Annotated in this window: 15 protein-coding genes and 1 other RNA gene; 2 read left to right on the top strand and 14 right to left on the bottom strand. The window is 62.3% G+C overall.

Annotation, left to right across the window (positions count from 1 at the left end):
• Positions 1-116: 116 nt before the first annotated feature.
• From HOY34_RS03910 to HOY34_RS03920, 3 genes are all read right to left on the bottom strand, one after another.
• The gene (locus tag HOY34_RS03910) at positions 117-377 is read right to left on the bottom strand and encodes a hypothetical protein (RefSeq protein WP_172360047.1); all 261 of its coding nucleotides are present in this window, start codon (positions 375-377) and stop codon (positions 117-119) included.
• Positions 378-484: 107 nt separating this feature from the next.
• Positions 485-1,189: a winged helix-turn-helix domain-containing protein gene (locus tag HOY34_RS03915; protein WP_172360653.1), complete on the bottom strand. Its 705-nt coding sequence runs from the start codon at positions 1,187-1,189 to the stop codon at positions 485-487.
• Positions 1,161-1,445: a hypothetical protein gene (locus tag HOY34_RS03920; RefSeq protein WP_253944201.1), complete on the bottom strand. Its 285-nt coding sequence runs from the start codon at positions 1,443-1,445 to the stop codon at positions 1,161-1,163. The genes HOY34_RS03915 and HOY34_RS03920 overlap by 29 nt, the downstream gene beginning before the upstream one ends.
• A 320-nt stretch (positions 1,446-1,765) precedes the next feature.
• Here HOY34_RS03920 and HOY34_RS03925 point away from each other — a divergent pair, with 320 nt between their 5' ends.
• Both HOY34_RS03925 and HOY34_RS03930 read left to right on the top strand, forming a co-directional pair.
• Positions 1,766-2,299: a hypothetical protein gene (locus tag HOY34_RS03925; protein ID WP_172360051.1), complete on the top strand. Its 534-nt coding sequence runs from the start codon at positions 1,766-1,768 to the stop codon at positions 2,297-2,299.
• A gap of 86 nt (positions 2,300-2,385) precedes the next feature.
• Positions 2,386-2,562, top strand: coding sequence for a transposase (locus HOY34_RS03930; RefSeq protein WP_301538880.1), 177 nt, complete (start codon positions 2,386-2,388; stop codon positions 2,560-2,562).
• Between the two features lie 250 nt (positions 2,563-2,812).
• On the opposite strand, the gene HOY34_RS03935 is transcribed toward HOY34_RS03930, so the two are convergent.
• From HOY34_RS03935 to HOY34_RS03985, 11 genes are all read right to left on the bottom strand, one after another.
• Positions 2,813-4,090, bottom strand: coding sequence for an amidohydrolase family protein (locus tag HOY34_RS03935; RefSeq protein ID WP_172360053.1), 1,278 nt, complete (start codon positions 4,088-4,090; stop codon positions 2,813-2,815).
• A 246-nt stretch (positions 4,091-4,336) separates the two neighbouring features.
• A complete protein-coding gene (locus HOY34_RS03940; RefSeq protein WP_172360055.1) occupies positions 4,337-5,767 on the bottom strand; it encodes a mannitol dehydrogenase family protein in 1,431 nt (476 codons plus the stop codon).
• 149 nt (positions 5,768-5,916) lie between these two features.
• The gene (locus HOY34_RS03945) at positions 5,917-6,909 is read right to left on the bottom strand and encodes an ABC transporter ATP-binding protein (RefSeq protein WP_172360655.1); all 993 of its coding nucleotides are present in this window, start codon (positions 6,907-6,909) and stop codon (positions 5,917-5,919) included.
• Between the two features lie 8 nt (positions 6,910-6,917).
• On the bottom strand, positions 6,918-7,748 hold the full coding sequence (locus HOY34_RS03950; protein ID WP_172360057.1) for a carbohydrate ABC transporter permease: 831 nt from the start codon (positions 7,746-7,748) through the stop codon (positions 6,918-6,920).
• 15 nt (positions 7,749-7,763) lie between these two features.
• The gene (locus HOY34_RS03955) at positions 7,764-8,636 is read right to left on the bottom strand and encodes a carbohydrate ABC transporter permease (protein WP_172360059.1); all 873 of its coding nucleotides are present in this window, start codon (positions 8,634-8,636) and stop codon (positions 7,764-7,766) included.
• A gap of 303 nt (positions 8,637-8,939) precedes the next feature.
• Positions 8,940-10,250 (bottom strand): ABC transporter substrate-binding protein, encoded by a 1,311-nt coding sequence (locus HOY34_RS03960; RefSeq protein WP_172360061.1) that lies wholly within the window; start codon positions 10,248-10,250, stop codon positions 8,940-8,942.
• A gap of 127 nt (positions 10,251-10,377) precedes the next feature.
• On the bottom strand, positions 10,378-11,334 hold the full coding sequence (locus HOY34_RS03965; RefSeq protein ID WP_172360063.1) for a sugar-binding transcriptional regulator: 957 nt from the start codon (positions 11,332-11,334) through the stop codon (positions 10,378-10,380).
• Positions 11,331-12,050, bottom strand: a complete 720-nt coding sequence (locus HOY34_RS03970; RefSeq protein ID WP_172360065.1) for an HAD family hydrolase — start codon at positions 12,048-12,050, stop codon at positions 11,331-11,333. Before HOY34_RS03970 ends, HOY34_RS03965 begins: the two co-directional genes overlap by 4 nt.
• A 637-nt stretch (positions 12,051-12,687) precedes the next feature.
• Positions 12,688-12,784, bottom strand: an RNA gene (ffs, locus tag HOY34_RS03975) — signal recognition particle sRNA small type.
• Between the two features lie 95 nt (positions 12,785-12,879).
• On the bottom strand, positions 12,880-13,509 hold the full coding sequence (locus HOY34_RS03980; protein WP_172360067.1) for an HAD family hydrolase: 630 nt from the start codon (positions 13,507-13,509) through the stop codon (positions 12,880-12,882).
• 81 nt (positions 13,510-13,590) lie between these two features.
• Entirely contained in the window at positions 13,591-15,519 is a 1,929-nt protein-coding gene (locus tag HOY34_RS03985; protein WP_172360069.1) for a metallophosphoesterase, read from the bottom strand.
• Between the last annotated feature and the right edge of the window lie 37 nt (positions 15,520-15,556).

Raw genomic sequence — 15,556 nt, forward strand, 5'->3', positions numbered from 1 at the left:
GGTCGACATAGCTGAACAGCGATCCGCTCGCCTCGTCCGTTCCACGCATCTTCACCACCCCGCCTAACTGCTCGGGGTGAATCATGTTCCGCGCCGCAGGTCGAGCACTGACTATTTCAGCGACCTGTTAGTTCCAGCACATGCTGCTCAACCCCCGGGCCAGGCGCCGCGGGCTGGGCGGTCAGGCGCGGAGCATTCAGCTGCGGCGCCAGCATCTCATTCAGCTCTGCCGGCGGCAGTGGCGTATGGCCCCCCCCGGTCGCCAGTGCCGTCGCTGGTGGCGCAAAGCCTGTCAGCCTGGGGCCCAGCAACATTAAAGTGCCGCCAATAAGGGTAAACAGGGCGAAAGAGACGAGGGTCAGGATCAGTTTTTTCATCGGGGCCACGTTGGGGATCGACACAGCAGATGCCGCGCGATTAAGCCTTTCAAAAGGCAAGAGAATGATCGTTTCCGCGCTATATGCCCAAAGTATGAACAATCCCCCTAAATCATGCGTATCGTCTCTTTGCCGACCGCCAGCATATAGCCGCGCCTTGCCACTGTTTTCACCAGCAGCTCACTGACCAGCTGATTGCCAAGCGTGTCGCGCAGCCGCTTTATCCGGGTTGCGCCGGCGGCCTCTTCGCAATCGGCCTCGGGACGCCCGGATATCACCGCCTCGATCTGCGCCCCGGTCAGCATTTCATCATCCATCCGGGCCTCGGCCAGCACGGAAAGCGTTTCAAGCGCCGCATCGGTCAGGGTAAATTCGAGGTCATTGATGTAAACGGCCCGCGCCTCGCGCGAGATCATCAGCGACGACACCTGGATCCCCGAGCGCTGGATCGCCCCGATCCGGCGGTTCAGCACGATGATCATCACCAGAAACACCAAAGCCGCCACCAGCAGGGCCGAGGAAAACACCAGTAAGACGAATATCACCATCCGATAGCTGCTCAGCACCTCGGAAAATGTCGTGCCAGAGCCTGCCAGGATCTCCAGCAGTTTGATCTCAGCACCCGAGCGCAGATCGTCATTCTCGACGAAGATCCGCTCGACCCGCGCGTTAAAGGCATTGGCATCGGGCAGGTTCAGGAACAAAAGCAGCGCCGCCGCGAACAGGATCAGCACGATCGCCGCGATGCCATAGGCCACAACCCGGTTGCCCTGCCTCAGACTGTCAGTAACGAAGGAACCAGGCCCCGGCATTTGCTTTCCTTTCATTCAGGCCTTCCGGTCCGAAAGTTGTCAGAACATTAAGAAGCGTCCAGCCATCGGCGGCCAGGCGCGGCCTCAGCTCGGCCCCGGCCGCGCCGGGGGAGCAATTTGCCTCTGAGACCCGTGCCACACCGTAATGCAGCTGCAAAGGATCATCCTTTTTTGCCTTGTAATCGGCATAGCACTCGGCGGCGGCGGGCCCTGCCAGGGCCAGCGCCACTAAGGCGGCAAGCGTGGTCTTGATCATCTCCGACTCCATCGACGGATAACTGCCCGTCCTATTTTCCCGTCCCGTTTTCGGGGTTCTGTTTATACCAGCAATCTGCGGAAAACCGCCTGGATATACAATAACCGGAAAGGTTTCAGCACTTTGTTATCTGCTATCAACGCAAATCCAGGCCAATGTTATGCCATGGCCTGGCCCTGCTATTGTGTGACTCTGTGACCATCGTTCTGATCCGGACTGCGCGGCAGCAGGCCCGACGCCAGGCGGCTGATCCAGGCATTATCCAATCGGCACCTGCCGCGCGCGCTTTGCAAACAAAAAGACCCGCCCAGGAGGCATTCATGCAGTCAGACCGGACCACAGGCTCAAAGACCACAGGCGCGCCCCACCGCGATGCGGCTGGCGCGGATTTCGACTTTGGCAGCCAGCGTCCGGCTCGCCGCACAGGCAAACCTGGTATCATCGCGGCGCTGGTCGCTTTTGCCTTTGCGATTTCAATGTTCATGCCGCTGCCCTCAAAGGCCGAGTCGCCGCGCCGCAACGGTCATGGCGAGGTGATTGAGCTGCCGCCCGAGCCGAAATCCGGCGGATTTATCAAAAGAGATGATCGGGGCGGCGGAGCCTGGGGAAACAAAGGATGGGATCAGCCAAACTGGAGCCGTGACAAGGTCCGGGTTCCCTCGGTCTGCGCCGTGCAAATCGAAGGGCGCGATGGTGGGTTTCGCTGGTATTCCGCCAGCTGCATGCGCAATTACGGCATTCGCGGCAATCTGCCCCATAATTGCGCCCTTCAGGCCAGCATCTTTGGCCAGCGCGATCAGCTTTTCCCGGCCGACTGTCTGCGCCGGGCAGGATATGACCTGCGTAATTACTAGGTCGGGTTGGCGAAGAAGACCCTCTGCGCGTTCGGCTGTGGTTCGGGATTGGCCCTTTATGAAAGGCGATCCTGGCGCACGGCCTGATGACCAACGACGAATGGGCATCCTGTGAGGGGTTCATTCTGGCTGTCCGGCATCTGAACGGGCGTAAGCCTGCGGACCATCGACTGGTTCCGGATGGTATTTTCCGGGGTGCACGGGTCGGTGCGCCCTGGGTGGACCTGCCAGAAGTGAGCTTTTCCCCGATCCGCAGGCCGTGACGGAAGCCACGATCTGACGTTCGCAGGTATTCAGGGACGAAGAGATCAGAACATGAGGACACGCCGGGCCCATGGCAGGTTTCAAGCCCCCCCCGCGTGACGCTGAAGGCTTTGAAAGGCGGGCGCAGGGTTTCAGAGCTTGCCGTGCAATTCGTCAGGCCGCGCGTTAATCCGCGTAGCCTGGCCTTGCAAACAGCATCTGTAATCTCGTTCCGGGCGCTCTGCCGGCTGATCCAGCCTCAGTGACGGATCACCGTTTGTCGACCGCCAGGCTTCCATCTTTGATCACGACTTCAACGCGGGTAAGCGCGGCAAGATCCGTCAGCGGATCGCCATCTACCAGAATCAAATCGGCAATTTGACCAGGCTCGATCGTGCCAAGGTCGTCGCGCCCAAGCAAATTACGCGCAACATTACGGGTTGCAGACAAAAGGATGGTCTTATTGTCCAGGCCCAGGCCGCTCATCACCCCGGTGACCGTGGGAACAACCTCAGGTGCAGGCAGGCCTGGCATGTCCGAGGCGAAAAGAGGGGTGGCCCCGGCAGCATACATCAGTTCGATATTGTGCTTTTGGGTCTCATATTCTTCAATGTCAGCGCTGTTCGCATGTCCTTCTGCGATGTAACGCTGATAAAAACCAAGGGTCGCGGGCAGTGGCAGGCCGCGTTTTCCCGCTTCTGTCAAAAGCGTTCCGTCGGTGTCACGGAACAGGCTGGGGGCGTGAATAAAGCCGTCGATCCCTGCCTCAAGCATGAATGGCACGTCCCGCGCATCCAGGTTGTGTGAGACAATGCGCTTGCCCAGCCGGTGCGCCTCGTCGATCATCGCTGAAAACGCGTCTTTTTGCAGCGTTTCCTGATTGCTTACTGCGTCAAACACCAGAACATCCGCACCGTCACTGACCAGCTTTTGTACCGACGCACGTGCCTGATCCGGGGTGTCGATGGGAAGAGAGATCCGCTCATTGCACCACGCTTTGGCAGCATCGGTATCCCCGCTGCAGGCGTAATGATTTCCCGAATGCATCAGAATTGGGCCTGAGATGAAAAGACGTGGCCCGGAAATCTCTCCGGATGCGACCTGGTCGCGCAAATTAAAAATATGCGGTGCGTAATCGATGGGCGAAAAGAGTGAGGTAATACCCTGTTCCAGATGGCTTTGCAGCCGGCCGGGCATTACGTCCCGGATATAGGCCTCTGCGGTTTCGTCGCTGGTGGCCGGATTTACGGGTGGAGAAGAATAGAAATCAAAGAAAAGATGGAAATGGGCATTGATCAGACCGGGCATCACCGTTTTGCCGCCCGCGTCAATAACAAGCGTCGCCGTTTCAGAGGTGTCGCCGATCTCAACGCCCTTAATGCGGCCATCCTCGATGATGATATTGGCGTTCTTAACGGGATCACTGCCCGTGCCATCGAAAAGAGTAGCATTGGTGACAATAATATCTGCCGCCTGCACGGGGGCGCTTAGCATTACAGCCAGCGCGGAAACCGCCATTGCGAGGCCGGGACGGATTTTCATAATCATCTACCTTTTCAGCACCATATCAACACCGCGCCAGGCTGACATATCTGCCGCAGGCAGGCAAGCTGTCAGGGCCGATCCCACAGCAATGTGACCCTGAATTGCGCGGATAAGTTGATGATAATTAAGGATGTTCTCCTGTCAGTGCTGAACCCCTGCCAATGCAGTCTGAAGCGGGAAATATGCCCAGCTGTTTTGGTATAGGGCATCTGTCGGGCAGGGCCTCAGATTTGCATCTATCCCCCCGGCTCAGCCCAGATATTTGCGCAGGCTGGCTTCGGTCCCTTCGGCCCACAAAAGGCGCAGCCAGCGATCAAAGGCATTTGCAAAGGGGGCCGCGCGGGCGAGATCGCCATAGATTTCCGGCTGCGCGAGCCACTTCTCCGGCGCTGTGCGGGCCTCTTTGGCCAAAACGGTCAGACGGTCCCAATTGGGATCGTTCGGCGCAATCAGGGCACCGCTGTCGGTGGTTCCGGCGCAGTAACGGCACCACAGCGCGGAAACCAGCGCCAGGCCTTCGGTCGGGCCACCCGCCGCCAGTGCATCCCGGACCGATGGCACGATGAACTTCGGCTGCCGGTTCGAGCCGTCAAAGCACAGCCGTCTTTCGGTATCGGCCACTTCAGGATTGGAAAAGCGCTGCCGGATCAGCTGATAATAGGCGCCGATATCGGTATCTGGCACCGGGGGCACATAGGGGATGATCTCTTCGGCCTCGACCCGGTCCAGGAAGGCCGAGATCAGCGGGTTTGCCATCGCCTCATGCGCATATTCGATATCCATCAGCCCGCCCGGATAGGCGATAACCGCGTGCCCCCCGTTCAGGATGCGGATCTTCATCATCTCATAGGCATGGACCTGGTCGCTGAAGGTGACGCCGACCTTCTCAAGCGGCGGGCGAGCGGCTGGGAAATTGTCCTCGATCACCCATTGGCGGAAGGGCTCGCAGGTGACGGGAACCGGGTCATCGGCCAGCCCGAAGGCTGCGGCCATGCTGCGCTCGCGCGGGCCGGTGGCCGGGGTGATGCGGTCGACCATCGCGTTGGGGAAGGCCACATTCGCATCGATCCAGGCGGCAAGATCCGGGTCTGAAAGCCGGGCCAGCCCGGTCACCGTTGCGCGGGTGACGGCCCCATTGCCGGGCAGGTTGTCACAGCTCATGACGGTGAAAGGGGGCGTGCCTGCGGCGCGGCGCAGCTTCAGCGCGGCGATAATGGCACCGAAGGCGGTTTCGGGCCGGGCCGGATTGGCGGCATCGGCCCTGATCGCGGCGGCATTCGCGTCAAAGCGCCCGGTGGCGGCGTCGATGAAATAGCCGCCCTCGGTCACCGTCAAAGAGACGATGCGGATCTCAGGGCGGGCCATCGCGGCGATCAGCGCCGCATTGCCGGGCTCGACCGGAAGGAAGTCGATCATTGCGCCGATGCGACGGGCGGTTTTGCCTGCCGGGTCCAGCTCTATCACGGTTGAAAGGCAGTCCTGCGCCAGCAGCGCGTCGCGCATCAGCGCATCGGGGGCGCGCACTCCGGCCCCAAGGATCGCCCAGTCATGCCCAAGGCCCATGTTGAACAGGTCGTCCAGATAGACCGCCATATGGGCGCGGTGGAAATTGCCAAGGCCGATATGGACGATGCCCGGCGTCAGCCGGTTGCGGTCGTAAAGGGGAAGCGAAAAGGTCATGTCAGGCCATCCGGTTGCCGCCGTCCGCGCGAAAGCGCCGGGCGGTGATGTCATCTGCTGCGTTTGAGGTCAGGCCGCCGCTGTTGCGGCAAAGCCCGGTCTGATACTGGCGGGATCGCCTGCATCCGTTGCGGATGCAGGCGGGCGGATCACAGGGCCAGCCCGTTCTGGTCAAAGCGATAAAGCTTGTCAGCGGGCGCCCCCATGCGGATCGTCTGCCCGTGATGCAGGCCACGCTCGCCGGGCACGCGGACGGTCAGCTCGCCCAGGTCTGAGCTGACCTTGAGGAAGGTGTCCGACCCCAGATGCTCGGCCAGGCCGATCGTGCCGCTCCAGGGGCCCTCGGCTGAGACCTCGATATGTTCGGGGCGGATGCCGAGCGTATGGCAGCCGTGCTTTTGCGCCTCGGGGCCGGTGATGAAATTCATCTTCGGGCTGCCGATAAAGCCCGCCACGAAAAGGTTGCGCGGCTTTGTATAGAGCTCCAGCGGTGCGCCGACCTGCTCGATCCGCCCGGCATTCAGGACCACGATCTTATCGGCCATGGTCATCGCCTCGACCTGGTCATGGGTGACATAGATCATCGTGGTTTTCAGCGACTGGTGCAGCTCGCTGATCTCCTGGCGCATGGTGACGCGCAGCGCCGCATCCAGGTTTGACAGCGGCTCGTCGAACAGGAACGCCGCAGGCTCGCGCACGATGGCGCGGCCGATGGCCACCCGCTGGCGCTGGCCGCCCGACAACTGGCCGGGGCGGCGGTCAAGATAGCTGCCAAGGTTCAGGATGCGGGCGGCATTCTCGACCTTGCGATCCTGCTCTGCCTGCGGGACTTTCGCCATTTTCAGCGGGAAAGCGATGTTTTTGCGCACCGTCATATGCGGGTAAAGCGCGTAGCTCTGAAAGACCATCGCCAGCCCGCGCTGCGCGGGTGGCGCATGGGTTGCATCGGTGCCGTCGATGATGATCTGGCCCGAAGAGATGTCTTCCAGCCCGGCGATCAGCCGCAGCAGGGTGGATTTCCCGCAGCCCGAGGGGCCGACAAAGACCACGAACTCACCATCATTGATCTGCAGATCAAGCGGCGGGATGACATTGACCTCGCCAAAGCTTTTGGTCACGGACGAAAGTGTAATCTGTCCCATCATTTACCTCACTTCACCGCGCCAAAGGTCAGGCCGCGGACGAGTTGCTTCTGGCTGAACCAGCCAAGGATCAGGATCGGCGCAATCGCCATGGTCGAGGCGGCCGAGAGTTTTGCGTAGAAAAGCCCCTGGGGCGCCGAGAAACTGGCGATAAAGGCCGAAAGCGGCGCGGCTTTGGTGGTGGTCAGGGTGATGGTCCAGAAGGCCTCATTCCAGGCCAGGATCACGTTCAGCAGCAGCGTCGAGGCGATGCCGGGCACGGCCATCGGCGTCAGCACATAGATGATCTCATTCCACAGGCTGGCGCCGTCCATCCGCGCGGCCTCAAGGATCTCGCCGGGGATTTCGCGGAAATAGGTGTAAAGCATCCAGATGATGATCGGCAGATTCATCAGCATCAGCGCCAGCACAAGGCCGATGCGGGTGTCAAACAGCCCCAGTTTCTGGAACACCAGATAAAGCGGCACCATCACCGCCACGGCGGGCATCATCTTGGTCGACAGCATCCACATCAGCAGGTCTTTGGTGCGCTTTCCGGGCACAAAGGCCATCGACCAGGCCGCCGGGATCGCAATCGCCAGCCCCAGCAGCGTCGAGCCAAGCGCGATCACCACCGAGTTCCAGAAAAACCGCGGATAGTCAGAGCGCGCCCAGACATCCTGGTAATTGGCCAGCGTCCATTCGGCCGAGAAAAGCTGCGGCGGCGTGGCGACGGCAGAGGCCTCGGTCTTGAAGCTGGTCAGGACCATCCAGAATACGGGAAAGAAGATCACCAGCGCGACCGACCAGGCGGCAAGCGTGGTCCAGAATTTGCGGCTGGGTGAGACGGCACGGGCCATGACTGTTCCTCCGGCTCAGTTGTCGAGATGGCGGCCCATGCCGCGCATCAGGAAAAAGGCGATGATATTGGCCAGAACCACGGCGATGATGCCGCCAGCCGCTGCGCGACCGATGTCTTTGGCAACGATGGCCTGTTTGAAGATCATATAGGGCAGCGTGGTCGAGGCTGATCCCGGCCCGCCCTGGGTGGTGGTGTAGATCTCGCCAAAGATGCCCAGCAGGAAGATGGTCTGGATCAGGATCACGACGGTAATCGCCCGCGTCAGATGCGGCAGCACGATATAGCGAAAGCGGGCGAAGGCGGGGGCTCCGTCCATCTCGGCGGCCTCAAGCTGTTCGGAGGACAGCGATTGCATGGCGGTCAGCAGGATCAGGGTGGCAAAGGGCAGCCACTCCCATGAGACGATGCCAATCACGGAAAGCAGCGGGTAATGTTCCAAAAACAGGATCGGATCATAGCCAAGCGCCTTTGAGGCGGCGGCGAAAAGCCCGTTTTGCGGATGCATGAACAGGTTTTCCCAGATCGAGGCCGCAACCGGGGGCATCACGAAGAAGGGCGCGATCACCAGGATGCGCAGCACGCCCTGGCCCTTGACCGGCTGGTCGATCAAGAGCGCGATCAGGGTGCCCAGCACGACGGTGATGATCAGAACCCCGCCCACCAGCGCCAGGGTGTTGAACATCGCCAGCCAGAAATCGGGGGCGCGGAAGAACCAGGTGTAATTGTTGATCCCAACCCAGCCAGTGCGATCCGGTGACAGCAATCGGTAAAAGCGGAACGAGAAGTAAAGCGTCATCGCCAGCGGCACGATCATCCAGACCAGCAGCAAGAGGACCGAGGGCGCAACCATCAGCCGGGAGGCCAATCGGGTCGATTGCGTGGACATGGGCAAATCTCCGGGATCGGGGCGCGTCAGGCCGGGGAACATAAAAGACGGCTATCGTTAAGGCGGTGACGGCGGGTGCGGATCTGGCAGCATCAGGCCCGGATGGGCGTGCGGTTGGGGGGCGTCGGGCGGGCGGATAAGGCGCCCGCCCGGTGCTTTCTGGCCTGCACGATCTTTGCGCGTCCCGGCTGTGCGGGGCGAGAGAGAGATGGCCAGAGAGAGGAGGCCAGCCATCCCCGGTGCAGGGTCAGAAAAGGCGGCCCGGGTCTGGCCCGAAAGCAAGGGCCCGGGCTGCCGGCTTTGTTACTGAATGTAGCCCGAGGCTTCCATTTCATCGGTAACCAGCGACTGGGCCGCGCTGAGGGCCTGATCAGCGGTCCTGGTGCCTGCCAGCGCGGCCGAGAACAGCTCTCCGACCGAGGTGCCAAGGCCCTGGAACTCGGGGATCGCCACGAATTGCACGCCGACATAGGGCACGGGCTTTACGCTGGGATTGGTGGGGTCCGCGGCATTGATCGAATCGAGCGTCATCTTCGCAAAGGGCAGCTTTGCGTATTCGGCATTCTCATAAAGCGAGGTGCGGGTGCCGGGCGGCACATTGGCCCACCCCTCACGCGAGGCCACCAGCGCCAGATAGTCCTTGTTCGTCGCCCAGTTGATGAAGGTCTTGGCCGCGTCCTGCTTCTGGCTGGACGACGGGATTGCCAGCGTCCAGGCCCAAAGCCAGTTGCCACGCTTGCCAAGGCCATTGTCGGGTGCCAGCGCAAAGCCCACATCCGCCGCCACCGTGGAATCCGCCCCGGTTACAAAGCTGGCGGCGACGGTGGCATCAATCCACATGCCGCATTTGCCTTGCTGGAACAGGGTCAGGTTTTCGTTGAACCCATTGTTCGAGGCCCCGGGCGGGCCGTAGTTGTTCATCAGATGCAGGTAGGAATCCAGCGTCGCCTTCCATTCCGGCTGATCGAATTGCGGCACCCAGGCCTCATCAAACCAGCGTGCGCCGTAGGAATTGGCCATCGCGCTGAGGAAGGCGATATTCTCGCCCCAGCCCGCCTTGCCGCGCAGACAGATGCCATAGATCCCGGCGCTTTTGTCGGTCATGGCGGCAGCGGCGGTCTCGATCTCGGCCCAGGTGGGGGCGTCGGGCATGGTCAGCCCGGCCTTCTCCATCAGATCCTTGCGATACATCACCATCGAGCTTTCGCCGTAGAAGGGCGAGGCCATCAGATTGCCATCAACCGTCAGGCCGCCGCGAATGGCGGGCAAGAGGTCATCGGCGTCATATTCGGCCGGCAGATCGTTCAGGCTGACCAGCCAGCCCTGCTTGCCCCAGATCGGAACCTCATAGGTGCCGATGGTCATCACGTCGAACTGGCCGCCATTGGTGGCGATGTCGGTGGTGACATTCTGGCGCAGGACGTTCTCTTCCAGCGTCACCCACTCGACTTTGATATCGGGGTGTTTGGCATAAAAATCATCCATCAGACCCTGCATGCGGATCATGTCGCCATTGTTGACGGTGGCGACCGTGATGGTGGTGTCGGCCATGGCCGCGCCAGTCAGCGCAAGCGCAGCCGTTGCGCCAAACAGCGCACGAAGCGTGATTTTCATGGATCTCCTCCCAGAGAAACATCAGAGAAATGAGTGAGCATTTAATCGCACTATGGTCAAATACTCACGCAATCATATGATCCGTCAAGCCCTATCCTTTGCCGCAGGTGCAAAGACCCTGGGGGCCTCAGCTTTGCGAAAGGACGGCGGTGGCGGTGGTCTCGTCGGTGATCAGGATGTTGATAATGCGGGATTTAAGCGCAGCGCGGATCGCGTTCACCTTGGTTGCACCTGCGGCAACTCCCACCGCGGGCCGCGCCAGCCCCGGGGCCACAGGCACGCCGCCGGTGCGCCGGTTGGTGCCGACATCGAGGTAGGATCCGCTCGAATCATAGACCCAGCCGGCCACCTCGCCCGCCGCGCCTGCCGCCCACATCTCTTCCAGCTCACTGCGGGTGAAAAAGCCATCGGTCAGCAGGGGCGCATCCTCGGACATCTGCCCGACGCCGACAAAGACCACATCGGCATTGCGCGCCAGATCAACCACCCGGCGCACCGGGGGCAGAGCGTGGAAGGCGGCGTTCTCTTCGGGCGTCGGGCTGATCACCGGCACCGGCATCGGGTAATGCGGCGCGCGCACCTTATCGGCGATGCGCATGACCACGTCGAAAAAGCTGGCCGATCCGTCAGGGGAGATATTGCCGATCAGCGAGACGATGCGATGCTGCATCGCGGCCATCGGGGTCAGGGCATCAACCATGCCGCGCATCGCCCGCCCGGTGCCCAGAGCGATGACCAGCGGCTCGCTCTGGCGCAGGAAACGCTCCAGCTCGGCGGCGGCGGCGCTGGCGACGGTTGCAACCGGATCGCCGCCCTGGCCCAGCGAGGGCATCACCCGGCAGCGGATCAGGCCAAAGCGGTTGCGCAATTCGCTTTCAAGGTCCAGGCAGCTTTGCAGCCGGTGGTTAAGGCGCACATGGATCAGCCCCTCGGCCATGGCGCGGGTCACCAGGCGCTGCGCCCGCTGACGCGAAATGCCCAGCTCGGTTGCGATCTGGTCCTGGGTCATGCCGCCGACATAATACAGCCAGCCCGCGCGGGCGGCATCATCCTGTGGGGTGGTTTCAGGCTCGGCTCGGCTCATCTGGGCGTCCTCAGGGCGGGGGCCAGCGTATAAAAGCTGTTGAAATCGGCAAAACGAAGGTGGGGCCTGGCGTCATCCGGCTCGGGCGGGGTGTCTGTTCCCATATGACTGCCGCCGGTAAAGCGCCAGACCGTCATGCCTGCCGCCAGCCCGGCGCGAATGCCAGGCAGGCTGTCCTCGATCACAAGACAGGCGGCAGGGTTGGCCCCCATTCGGGCCGCCGCATGCAGGAACAGATCGGGCGCGGGTTTGCCATGGGCCACCTCATGGGCGGTAAAGGTGACGGGGCCAAGTCGCTTCCACAGGTCCACCAGACGCAGCGACATCTCGACCCGGCGCGGGCTGGACGAGGTTGCGACGCAGACCGGCACATCCAGCGCGTCCAGCATATCCCGGACGCCAGGCATGATCTGCAGCCCGCGTTTAAAGGCGTCCAGCAGGCGGTTGCGGTAGTCCTCTTCGAAACCATCGGGCAGGGTAACCCCGAAATCGCGGCGGATCTCGGCGATTACGGTCGGATAGCTGCGCCCCAGGAAATGCCGCGCCACGTAGGCAAGGTCAATCTGAACCCCATGCTCTGCCAGCTCCTGGACCAGCATCCGGGCGCTGATGATCTCGCTGTCGATCAGAACGCCGTCACAGTCGAGAATAACCAGCTCTGGCACCCGCCCGGGTATCAGGCCTGACGAGGCGGCGTCCTGCGCCTGCGGTTCCATTCGCGCCTCCCGGGCTGTGATCAGAGGGGTCGCGCCAGGGCGGGGGTCTCCTGGCGTGATGCTTTGCGCAAAGCATAGCCTGCGCCGATCAGAGCCGCCAATGCAAACCCCGCCGGAGCTTTCGCGCCAGGGAAGTCCCGCCTGCAATGGTTTTGTGGCAGGCATTCGCTGCGAAAACCGCGCTGGGCCCAGGAGCCTGGGCTGGTTCCTCAGCCCTGCAGATGCGCGAAAAACGCGGGGTTCGCGCAGAGTGCTGCGATACCCCCGCGTGCGGGCCGATTTAGAACAACCAGCTTCTGCCTGCCCGCCGTCTGCCTGCCCGTCATCTGGCTGTCTGTCCGTCATCTGGCTGAACAAGGCCCGCTGCGTGACAAGGGCAGCCATCAGGCTGCCGCAAGAAAAGCACCGCCGATATTTCGCCTATGATGCAGGTGAATACGATCAGGACCGAAATCATCCGCCGCCAGGATGTTGTTCGGAGGGCTGCCTGATTGAGCCCGATGCAGGGATTGCCCGCAACCCTGATCATGCCGAAGGTATTTCAAGCCCGCTTCAGGGCCCGTTTGCGGCAGGATCTGCAGCAGAGGATATTGGAAACCAAGGGTTCCGTGCTTTTCAACATGCTATACAGGGAAAAGGTGAGAGGCTGGACAACGACCCAAACGGATCTCGTTACGGCTGCTTCCTTCCGGACCTGACCGGGTTGGCGAGGCGCTCGCCCGCGCCAACCTCTCGGCTGTCGATATAGCCGCGCTTGCGCTTTGGTGCAAGAGGGGCTCTGCCCAAGGGACGGGGACGGGGGCGGGGCCGTCAGGGCGGGGGGATCAGATCACACAGGCAAGCCGGCCATGCGGGCGCCGCTCAGCAGGTCATCGGCGGTATGATGCGCCCAGCGGCCGCTGGGGGGCAGCACATCCCTGACCTGAACCACGGTGCATCCGGCGCGATAGCCCGCCTCGGCCCCGGGCTCGCTGTCCTCGAACACAAGGCAGCGTTGCGGGGGCAGGCCCAGGCTTTCGGCCGCCATCAGATAGGGCTGCGGATCGGGCTTTGGCTTTGTGACTTCATCGACGGTGATCAGGCTGGCAAAGGCCGGCAGGATCCCGGTCAGTTCCAGCTTGCGCAGCGCCCCTTTGCGCCCGGACGAGGTCACCAGCACCGCAGGCACCTGCAGGCTGTCCAGCAGCTGCCGGGCCCCGGGTTTCAGATCCAGCCCGGCCTCCAGATCCTCGTAAAAGACCCGGTGCAGATCGCTTTGCAGCCTGGCAGCATCCAGATGCGGCAGGGTCTCTTGCAGCCAGCGGGTGACGGATGGCTCATCCTTGCCGATCATGCTGTGCAGGAAATCGGCATCCACCGGATGGCCGTGGTCTGCAAACACCCGCAGGTTAGAGCGCAGCGCCAGCGCCTCTGTATCCACCAGCGTGCCATCCAGGTCGAAAAATACCGCGTCAAACATTGACTGCCCTTTCTGATGGCCGTTTCGATCGCCCTTATGGGGGCATTTGCCGGGCCATTGGTCCGCCCCGACCCTGCACCATCAAAGATGCAGGCGAAAGCGCGAAAAGCCCGACTGGATCAGCCCCAGGGCCTCGGGCCGCAGGGCGCTGGCCGAAGCGGTGCGCAGTTCTGCGCCGCTGCCGCTGTCGAAAAGGACAGAGGTTCCGGGCATCGGCTCAAAGCGCCAGCCAGGGCTGAGGTCGGGGGTGATCTCTCTGGTTTTGCGGATGTAATCGGCGATGATATCGGTGCAAAGCCTGCCCTCATCCAGCACCACTCGGCCCGCCGGGCGTCTGGGGTCATCGGTGACATGGTTGTTGGTGACCAGCACCACCGGATCGTCTGATGCGATGCGACGCCCATCGATGCGCAGATCGCGGATCCGCCCGCCCATAACCGAGGCGCCGCGCATGCCGCGCACTGTGGGCTCGCAGGACAGGTCGATGCGGTAAGAGGCCCCGACGGCGGTTTCAAAGCTGAAGGCCGGGATGCTGGGGTTGATCAGCATCTGGTCCTGCAGGCCGGGCGTGATGCGGTTGAAAAGCGCGCTGGCCATGTCGAGACGCGCCGCCAGCCCCGCCCCGGTTGTCAAAAGCGCGGTCAGCGTATTGGGGAACGGATAGAGGCCAAAGACATGACGCAGGGAAATCGGGCCTGCTGCTATATCGCTGTAATTCAGCGGCCCGCCCCGCCCGCCAGAGCGATAGGCAGAGACCAGCGACACGATGGGCACGCCAAAAAGCGGCCCCTTGCTGATGCGGTTTCTGGTGTGCCAGGTGGTGGCGCGCCCGATCAGGCGCAGCGCCTGGCTGTCGGCGATATTGGCAAACCAGGTCGAAAGCGGCTCTGTCGCGGTGCCAAGGTGCTGGCGCATCCGAAACAGGGCGGCGGCATGATCCTGGGCCAGGGCGGTGGTCAAAGGCGCGGCTGCCTCGCGGATTGCACGGGCGGGCATTCCGGCGACAGCCTCGGGGCCGTTGATCAGATGCACCTTGCTTCTGGCGACCTGCCAGCCCTGATCGGCGGGGCGCAGCCACAGGTCGATCACCCCCAGATGCGAGCCCTCATTCCCCGGCTGCACAACCGGGATCCCGGCGATATGGCCCGATTTTTCATCCACGCGCGGATCTGCGTGGATTTGTTGGTCGGGAAAGGCAAGGTGGCTATGCCCGGCGATCACCGCATCGACGCCCGGCAAGGCGGCAATCGCGGCGGCCCGCGCGTCATTTATGTCAGCGTCATCCAGCCAGTGGGGTCTTTGCTGCGCGATCCCGGTATGGGCCAGACAGACCACCAGATCGGCGCCGCGCCGCCGCAGCTCTGGCACCCAGATGCGGGCGGTTTCCTCCATCCCGCGGATGTTGAGCCGGTCGTCGATATGGCGGGCATTCCATTGCATCGTCTCGGGCGGGGTCAGGCCCAAAAGGCCGATTGTCACCTGACGCTGGCTGCCATCGGGCAAGGCGATCATGCGCGGGATCAGCGCCACAGGGCTGACCAGGTGCTGGTCATGCAAAGGAGACAGCCCCTGCACCGTCACCACATTGGTGGCCAGCACCGGGAAGTTCGCGGCCCCCGTCGCCTCGGCCAGCCGGGAAAGGCCATAGTCAAACTCATGATTGCCAAGCGCCACCGCATCATAGCCCAGGGTGTTGAAGGCCTGGATCGCCGGATGGATCCGCCTGCCGCGCCGCGAGGCCGCGGGCTCTGTCAGCGCACCGCCCTGCAGAAAATCCCCATTGTCGAGCAAAAGCGAGGCGGGCGCCCCCTCTTGCGCCAGCCGGATCAGGCAGGCGATCCGGGCAAGACCGCTGCCGGGCAGTTTGCGGTTCGCGTAATAATCATAGGACAAAAGCTGCCCATGCAGATCGCTGGTTGCTATAAGCCGCAAAAGGCCAGACCCCTCTGGCCGTCCGTCGTCCTGAAAGAGCGTATCGCTCTGACGCCGGATGTCGGTTCCTGCCGTCACCCTGGCGCCAACCGGATCAAAAGAGGCGGTGCTGTCA

The sequence above is a fragment of the Pseudogemmobacter hezensis genome, from assembly GCF_013155295.1.
Taxonomy (GTDB): Bacteria; Pseudomonadota; Alphaproteobacteria; order Rhodobacterales; family Rhodobacteraceae; genus Pseudogemmobacter; species Pseudogemmobacter hezensis.

What these genes read in the sequence shown, in the direction of transcription:
- HOY34_RS03915 (WP_172360653.1), bottom strand. Translation starts at nt 1,189, where the DNA reads ATGCCGGGGCCTGGTTCCTTCGTTACTGACAGTCTGAGGCAGGGCAAC.
- HOY34_RS03920 (WP_253944201.1), bottom strand. Translation starts at nt 1,445, where the DNA reads ATGATCAAGACCACGCTTGCCGCCTTAGTGGCGCTGGCCCTGGCAGGG.
- HOY34_RS03930 (WP_301538880.1), top strand. Translation starts at nt 2,386, where the DNA reads ATGACCAACGACGAATGGGCATCCTGTGAGGGGTTCATTCTGGCTGTC.
- HOY34_RS03910 (WP_172360047.1), bottom strand. Translation starts at nt 377, where the DNA reads ATGAAAAAACTGATCCTGACCCTCGTCTCTTTCGCCCTGTTTACCCTT.
- HOY34_RS03955 (WP_172360059.1), bottom strand. Translation starts at nt 8,636, where the DNA reads ATGTCCACGCAATCGACCCGATTGGCCTCCCGGCTGATGGTTGCGCCC.
- HOY34_RS03945 (WP_172360655.1), bottom strand. Translation starts at nt 6,909, where the DNA reads ATGGGACAGATTACACTTTCGTCCGTGACCAAAAGCTTTGGCGAGGTC.
- HOY34_RS03950 (WP_172360057.1), bottom strand. Translation starts at nt 7,748, where the DNA reads ATGGCCCGTGCCGTCTCACCCAGCCGCAAATTCTGGACCACGCTTGCC.
- HOY34_RS03965 (WP_172360063.1), bottom strand. Translation starts at nt 11,334, where the DNA reads ATGAGCCGAGCCGAGCCTGAAACCACCCCACAGGATGATGCCGCCCGC.
- HOY34_RS03935 (WP_172360053.1), bottom strand. Translation starts at nt 4,090, where the DNA reads ATGATTATGAAAATCCGTCCCGGCCTCGCAATGGCGGTTTCCGCGCTG.
- HOY34_RS03960 (WP_172360061.1), bottom strand. Translation starts at nt 10,250, where the DNA reads ATGAAAATCACGCTTCGTGCGCTGTTTGGCGCAACGGCTGCGCTTGCG.
- HOY34_RS03980 (WP_172360067.1), bottom strand. Translation starts at nt 13,509, where the DNA reads ATGTTTGACGCGGTATTTTTCGACCTGGATGGCACGCTGGTGGATACA.
- HOY34_RS03940 (WP_172360055.1), bottom strand. Translation starts at nt 5,767, where the DNA reads ATGACCTTTTCGCTTCCCCTTTACGACCGCAACCGGCTGACGCCGGGC.
- HOY34_RS03970 (WP_172360065.1), bottom strand. Translation starts at nt 12,050, where the DNA reads ATGGAACCGCAGGCGCAGGACGCCGCCTCGTCAGGCCTGATACCCGGG.
- HOY34_RS03925 (WP_172360051.1), top strand. Translation starts at nt 1,766, where the DNA reads ATGCAGTCAGACCGGACCACAGGCTCAAAGACCACAGGCGCGCCCCAC.